10 protein-coding genes are annotated in these 6,941 nt (G+C 42.1%); all 10 read left to right on the top strand.

The window, feature by feature from the left end:
* Positions 1–185 precede the first annotated feature (185 nt).
* The 10 genes from HCX89_RS21350 (at position 186) to HCX89_RS21305 (ending at position 6,925) form a co-directional block, all read left to right on the top strand.
* The gene (locus tag HCX89_RS21350) at positions 186–425 is read left to right on the top strand and encodes a hypothetical protein (protein ID WP_167717423.1); all 240 of its coding nucleotides are present in this window, start codon (positions 186–188) and stop codon (positions 423–425) included.
* A 1-nt stretch (position 426) separates the two neighbouring features.
* Positions 427–690, top strand: a complete 264-nt coding sequence (locus tag HCX89_RS21345; RefSeq protein ID WP_217351541.1) for a hypothetical protein — start codon at positions 427–429, stop codon at positions 688–690.
* 86 nt (positions 691–776) lie between these two features.
* Positions 777–1,031 (top strand): AbrB/MazE/SpoVT family DNA-binding domain-containing protein, encoded by a 255-nt coding sequence (locus HCX89_RS21340; protein ID WP_167717421.1) that lies wholly within the window; start codon positions 777–779, stop codon positions 1,029–1,031.
* The gene (locus HCX89_RS21335; protein WP_167717419.1) at positions 1,028–1,357 is read left to right on the top strand and encodes a type II toxin-antitoxin system PemK/MazF family toxin; all 330 of its coding nucleotides are present in this window, start codon (positions 1,028–1,030) and stop codon (positions 1,355–1,357) included. The genes HCX89_RS21340 and HCX89_RS21335 overlap by 4 nt, the downstream gene beginning before the upstream one ends.
* A gap of 117 nt (positions 1,358–1,474) precedes the next feature.
* Positions 1,475–2,863, top strand: coding sequence for a DNA cytosine methyltransferase (locus HCX89_RS21330; RefSeq protein WP_167717416.1), 1,389 nt, complete (start codon positions 1,475–1,477; stop codon positions 2,861–2,863).
* Positions 2,864–3,031: 168 nt separating this feature from the next.
* Positions 3,032–3,307: a hypothetical protein gene (locus HCX89_RS21325; RefSeq protein ID WP_167717414.1), complete on the top strand. Its 276-nt coding sequence runs from the start codon at positions 3,032–3,034 to the stop codon at positions 3,305–3,307.
* Positions 3,304–3,498 (top strand): hypothetical protein, encoded by a 195-nt coding sequence (locus tag HCX89_RS21320; RefSeq protein WP_167717413.1) that lies wholly within the window; start codon positions 3,304–3,306, stop codon positions 3,496–3,498. The genes HCX89_RS21325 and HCX89_RS21320 overlap by 4 nt, the downstream gene beginning before the upstream one ends.
* A 488-nt stretch (positions 3,499–3,986) precedes the next feature.
* Entirely contained in the window at positions 3,987–4,259 is a 273-nt protein-coding gene (locus tag HCX89_RS21315) for a hypothetical protein (RefSeq protein ID WP_167717411.1), read from the top strand.
* 315 nt (positions 4,260–4,574) lie between these two features.
* On the top strand, positions 4,575–5,744 hold the full coding sequence (locus tag HCX89_RS21310) for a replication initiation protein (RefSeq protein WP_167717409.1): 1,170 nt from the start codon (positions 4,575–4,577) through the stop codon (positions 5,742–5,744).
* A gap of 341 nt (positions 5,745–6,085) precedes the next feature.
* Positions 6,086–6,925, top strand: a complete 840-nt coding sequence (locus tag HCX89_RS21305; RefSeq protein ID WP_167717407.1) for a ParA family protein — start codon at positions 6,086–6,088, stop codon at positions 6,923–6,925.
* The last annotated feature ends 16 nt before the right edge of the window (positions 6,926–6,941 follow it).

The following is a 6,941-nucleotide window of genomic DNA, read 5'->3' as shown; positions in this document are numbered from 1 at the left end:
GATGAACTTGTTACTCCAATAAATCAGATACTTAAAAGGAACTAAACCCATAAGTTGACAAATTAGCGTATCAAGTCAAATTAGCGTATCAAGTGATCTGGCAGGTGCTAAGGTAGCTTTGGGCAAGCTGCTTGATAGCGGTTTAGTTTGGGAACCAGTTGAAGAGCAAAGTTAAAGGAAACCATATGGAAATTGAATTGACGCAGAAAAGGTATAACTTGTTGAAACTCTGGGGTGTGGTTAACTTAGCACTTGGGTTTCTTGCATTGGTTTTGGGTTCATACAGCGACAATCTGGCTAGTTTAATCCTGGCGGCAATAGGCATTGTGAGTGGCGGTTTGATGCTCACGTTGAGCAAGGAGCCTCTGGTCACTGTTAGAAAATTTCGCGTTCCGGTTAAGCCTGTGAACCCTGAAAATATTTAGCATGCAAAAGATAAAAACAATGATTGTAGTGAGAAAGTTGAGTGATAAAGAACCGGATATTTTAAATGGTTTCGAGGGGCATAAACTTGTGATCACAGGGCTGAATGACAACGTGCTTTTGATTGTCGGGGCTCCCGAAAAAGGGTGGACAGTTGAGAAGCTGGAAGCTATGAATGCTATTGCGAATTCAATAGCAGATAGTAGTCAAGAAAGTGGATGGAACGCTTATCTCGGCGATGGATGGATTGGAAGCTCTGAAGTTTAATTGGTTATGGTGTGAATTATACATTGTATAAACATCTTTCTGGTGTTATCTTGGTTAAACAATGTATAACTGCTAATGAGGTTAATATGCAGACCAGCATCAAAAAATGGGGTAACTCTGCCGGAGCAATCATTCCTGCGGCCGTTTTGAAGAAAGCCGGATTCGGAATGGGGGATCCAGTTGAAATAGAAGTTGTAAAAGGGCGTATTGTAATGAGTTCTGCCGCCCCAACTTTCTCTCTTGATGAGTTGTTAAGTGTCAGCCCAAAGGGGGCTTTTGAACTTGATTCCGAAGATGCACAATGGCTGTCTTCGCATGTAGGTAGGGAAGAAATCTTATGATTTACACTCCCAAGCGAGGTGACATTGTGTGGGTTGATTTTGATCCGTCTGCTGGGCATGAACAAGCACATCATCGTCCTGCCCTGGTGCTATCGCCAGAGCCGTTCAACAAACAGATTCAACTTGCTCTAGTCGCGCCAATAACATCAACAGTCAGAGGTCATGGGTTCGAAGTAGTTGTTGACACAGACAGAACTAAAGGAGTTGTTTTGTGCCAACAGATAAAGACTATCGACTTTGAAGCCAGGGGGATCTCGTTTATCGAAAAGGCTCCTGCGTCAGTGCTAAACGAAGCTCTTGCAAAAGTACGAGTTTTGGTTCAATAAATGAACGATAGTAAATACTTAATTGATTGATGCACCATTTTTGATATAATTTCCTTGCTTATTGAGATTAAATAATTGGGCGCCGAAGGGCTGCCCTCTAAACGTAAAGAGGTATTTATGAATATTGCTAATACAGTGATTGGGCTTAATAGAGGCAAGCCTCGAATTTGGGTGGAAGCGTGTTTAAATCGTTATTTTAAACCTAACGATATACTTAAAGTTGAAGAAAACGAGGCTAGAAATAGGCTTGTTTTATCTCTTTATAATCCTCTAGATCTAGAGGCTGAGAAAGAACCCATGAGAACCGTCAGAGTCTCTAAAAGAGGGAACAATCCTCTTTTGGAGGTGAGAGGTGAATTTCTGGATGTTTTATTCGGTGTAGGTAAAACTATCAGAGTTGTGGTTCAGCCAGGAGTTATCACGTTTTCGGTTCATAGTTCGGAATTGCAAAAAGATGAGCGATTAGCAAGAGTAAAAGAGAAGATCCTAACGGGATCTCCACTTTCGATTGGGTCGCTTTTCTCTGGTGCTGGCATAATGGATGGTGCTGTGCATTCAGGGTTAGTTGCTGGAGGCTTAGGAGCAAAAGGAATGTTAGTGGTTGAAAAAGATAAGCGTTTTATAAACGCATTCTATAAAAACCAAACTGACATTTTTAGCGATGATGCAGTGCTTATACACTCTGAAATCGAGCTTGTGGAGTTTCGTAGCAAGGGGTTCCCGTTAGATTTGTTAATGATGGGTATTCCCTGTGACGGTGCAAGTCTAGCGAATACGACATGCTCAGAACCAGAATTTCATAAACTGACTGGAGATATGTTCTTCTATGCATTGCAGTTTATACAGTATACGCAACCAGGAATCATCATCATAGAGAACGTACCTCCCTATCAAAAAAGTACTTCTTTTGCTGTTATACTATCAGTCCTGAAAACTTGGGGGTATACAGTCGAATACCTCGTTTTGAGTGGTAAAAAATTTGCTTTAGAAGGACGGGAAAGGTTGGTATGTGTTGCCTCTACTTTGGGGTTAGATCTCGGTCTTATTCTGAACGATTTACCTCTGTTGGGAACTCGGCATGAATCTTTTGCTTGTGTGATGGAGGATATTCCTCTGGAAGATAAATCCTGGAGAGAATACGAAGGATTAGTTGCGAAAGAACTCAAGGACTCTGAAAAGGGAGCTGGCTGGCGTAGGGTTGTATTAGATGGTTCAGAGACTGTTATACCCACGATCAGAAAGTTTTGCCACAAGGCTGGGTCTACCGATGCATTTGTGGGGAATCCTTTCAACTCAAAGACTCGACTAATAAACGAGAGGGAGCACGCTGGTTGCAAAACTGTACCCTTGAAGTTTATTGATGGTTTGTCTTACACGGCTGCTAGTGAAGCTCTTGGACAAGGAGTTATTTTCAATTTGTTCAAAGGCTTAGGATATGTAATTGCAAGAAAACTGATTGCATTATTCGAATCTGAAGCAAACATGGAGCCTGTGGTAGCTAGCTAAGTGGCTACTGCTTGAACTTTAATCACTGTCAAAATATGCACTCCGCAAGGGGTGCATTTTTACTTGGTGAACGGTATTATATGGTTTCTGAGATTCACCACTAATACTAATTGGTGATGATTAATGTAGGCGCTCGATGAGCTGCCTTTAAAACGTAAAGAGGTGTCTATGGTTAGAAGTCCTTTGTCAAACCACGATCTGTGTGAGTTGGCCCAAAAAGCAGCTGATTCTTTTCGCAGAAAGGCTGTGAATGCTGCATCTGAAGAAATTCGAGAAAGTTACGAACGATGTGCTATAGCGGCTGATTCTTTAGCCCAGAAGTTTTCACACCTGGATCAGTGCACGGCGTTTGAATCTCTTGCTATTTTAGCTAATCACTCTGAAATGGAAGTTTTTCGTGAGGAAATGACATTTCGCAATGGCTTAGGAGGGATTGGCAATTGAACTGGCAAATTTCTCAGTGGTGCGATACTGAACAGCGTGGGCATTTGGCTATCAAATCTGCGCGAGAATGTATTGCTAAAGGGGGATCCTTGCTTGAAGCGGTGACGCTCGTTGTGAATGACTCTCCTTTTACTTTTACTGTAAAGCCTGTAGATGTGGTTGATCAATTTGCATATTTGACGGAGACTTAACTGTTAAGCAGCAGTAGGGCCTTTGGCCCTACTTTTTCTTATCATAAGGTCGTCAATGTGACTCTAGAACAGTACGGGAATAGATGTATTAAAGGGCTCTGGCGGTTAACAGGATTAAAAAGTTCCGAGTTGGTCAAGCTCCTGGTTAATGAGTCTTTGATGACAGGCTCTCGGGCTAGGGGGTTGCTGTCTGCTCCGGGTAATAAGAACTATCGACCTGCAACTGAGAATGATGTGGATGCGGTTGTTCAAATATGTAGAAAAATAGGTTTGAAGATCCCGGAAAGTTCCACTCTGAATCTGAGACAGTTTTCAGAGTGGGTTGAAACTGAAAATGCAAAAAAATCCAAATAGTTATCGATCGCCCATTTTTTTTGCAAAAAAATTTTTTTTCCGAAAAAAACTTGATCTGTAGTGACAAAGTGCTAGATTAACGGAAGTTGGATCGTTCTCTATAGTTTGGGATCTAACTGAGATCTGGAGGTCGTATGACAACACAGTTGATAAGCCAAGTGTCGATAGCAGCAGCTGCTGCTAATCGTGAAGATCTTGTTTCTTCATTAGTGCCTAGTCCCGAAGGGGAAGGCCGTTTTGCCCTTGCCGTATCCTGTCCGGGCCTATTTGATGGTTTTTTGGCGATGGCGAATAAGCCTGCTGTTAGAACATTCTCCAGTCCTGATGCCGCTTGGCGCTTAAGTGTTAGATTGGGGATCCGAAAAGTAGTGATCGACAACGGCCGCTTTTCTAGCGTTGCAGCATGAAAGGATGAGTAAAATAAGAAAAGTAAAAATGAAATGAACCAGAAAAAGTAAAGCCTCGCAATAGCGAGGCCTACATAATTTGAGCTGTTACTAAACCGTAAGGTCAATAACTAGAACTCGATTCGACAAATCAATTCTAGTTAATCCCCCTTCTTCGGTCAAGTAACTTTCTCTAAAATATTCTTTAGGGATAGGTACATCTATGCGTAGAGTACAACGGCAGCTCGATTCAAAAATGAATCGAGGGCCAACAAATTGTCTGTAAATTCAACAGCTAATGCTCTTAGCCAGCGGTATTTTTCGCCGGCATCGGCAATGTCTAGAATATTGCTGGAAGCGCCATATCACGCTCGATGTAGTGATGATAAAACGGCTGCAATTAGTCGGCCACGTCATTTGGCCCTCAATTTCCCGTACATGCAGATCAATCGTGTCGGAATGAGTAGCTGGCTGATTTTTGATCTGGATCATTCAAATCCGTTGATTTGGGAAGATGCAGGCTTACCCCCCCCCAATTTGATTGTTCAAGACCGCAACAGCGGCCACTCCCATTTGTTTTACGCAATAATTCCCGTATGCACCAATGACAATGCCCGACAACGGCCTATCGACTATAAAAACGCAATTTACGAGGCATTTTCCAGACGTCTGAACTCTGATCCTGCTTATCGAGGCCCTGTTGCTAAGACTCCTGGGCATCCATGGTGGAAAACATGGGAGTTGCACAACACAACATATGAATTGGGGGAGTTGGCTGATTACGTTGAACTGGAGCAAAAACGATGGGGGAGCGGCCCTGATTTAGATGCGGTTTCTCATTCTCGACACTGTATGTTGTTTGAAAAGTTGCGGTGGTATGCATATAGCATCGTTAATGAAGAGCGAGAAAAAGGCTCCTATGGACACTTTTCTAGAGCACTTGAGCATTATGCAAATTCTTCAAACTCTTTCAAAAAGACAGCTGGTTTTTCATCTGATCTAACTGTGGCCCAGGTTAGAGCGACAGTTAAGTCTGTTGCTCGGTGGACATGGAATCATTATAGAGGCTCTTCTAAATGTGCCAGAGGGATTATGGCTGGTGAGTTTTCATTAGCAATGACGTTGGATGAAAAACAAAGAGCAAGCGCTACACGAACTCATAAGACTCGGGTGACAGCATCAATTCAGAAAATACAAGGAGCATATCAACAGCTATTAGCCAAAGGTGAAAAAGTCACTCTTGTAGCGTTGGCTCGTATAGCAGGACTCACTCGGCAAACCGTTGCAAAGTACAGAAATCATTTGCCACAAGAAAAAGTACCCTCCAATAAATCAACACCAAAGGCAAAGGTGGTCGAACTTCCAATAAAGAAAAGTGTTAATTTTGGTATACATCAGATACCTCCCCGCTTTTTAGGGGATGAGGTTTTACATGATAGCAATGATAATCCGGGCACTGCTGTGGTCTTGTTTCGTACCGCACTGCGAAAAAAACCACCTTCTTAGAAAGGGAAATAAAAATTTGTAACCTTGTGGCTGTGGTTCTGTGAGTTAAGCCGCGAGTGTGGTCAAGTTATTGTGTAAGAACGCTATTTGTTCTTATGCAAAACTTGTCCATCACGGTTAGGCTGTTCGTCTCCTGGACGAAACTCACAAATCCATAGCCTTTGATTCGGTGTTTTCTCTGATTTTATAGTGTTTGGCATGCTAAATTTGTTTGCGTTGTTCAGTATTTGGCATGCTAAATTTTACTTGCTTTGGGCTCAGTGATGAATTACATTACCTATCAAGCCATAGAGTATGGCCTGATTATTTAGGGTTCAATGCCCATGACTCAAGGAGTTCTTATGATAGAAGTAGTTAAGCCAGATTTCCTTCCTACAAAGAAAGGGAAGTTTCTTTGTCACTCTAATGAGAAAGGCGGTGTAGGTAAGACCACAGTAGGTTTTTACCAAGGGTTTCGTCTTGCTGAACAGGGGAACAGGGTGTTGTTCTGTGACATTGATGGCCAATGTAATATGAGTTCGGTTTTGAGCCGTACCGACAAGAGCTTTCATCCATCTTTTACTTCTGCGGATCTTTTCAATCCATCCTTGGATAAAGGAAATATTGAAGTTTATCGTTCTGAAGTTCACGAAAATATTTACTTTATTCCCTCGCATAAAGAGAAAATAGCGTCCATTTTAGCTTCCCCTCTAGACGCCGCAACCGTTGTGGGAACTTTGCGTAAGCACTTGCAAAACATTGATTTTGACTATGTGATCTTTGATACACCTCCCAGTCTTGGAATCACACAAGTTGCAGCAATAGCAGCAGTTGACTATATCTTTGTCCCGATAACGATTGATGACTTTTCGAATGAAGGAATGATTTCATTGCTTAAAACGATTCGGGCAGTTTCGGCTGGTATGAAAGTCAATCCCCAAGTTGCATGTATTTATTTAAATTTATTCAAGAAGCCGACTGAGAGAAAGGGCTCTAATCCCTATGCTGATATATATACAGATATAAAGAGAAATTACTCAAGCTATTTATTGCCCGAGGTTATTCCAGACTCCTTGATTATCAAGGAGGCTAGAATGGGTTCTACTGCCCCTTGGGTATCACCGTTAAATTTTAATCATCGCCAAAAGGGCAAAGTTGTTCGGGATGCTATTGATGCAATGAATAACCGGATGAAGAATTAGGATTTTGGGAGTACAT

It is taken from the genome of Shewanella sp. Iso12 (assembly GCF_012030025.1).
In the GTDB taxonomy this organism is placed as follows: domain Bacteria; phylum Pseudomonadota; class Gammaproteobacteria; order Enterobacterales; family Shewanellaceae; genus Shewanella; species Shewanella algae.
The sequence above is the reverse complement of the archived record's forward strand: the minus strand, read 5'-3'. Positions and strand labels throughout refer to the sequence as shown.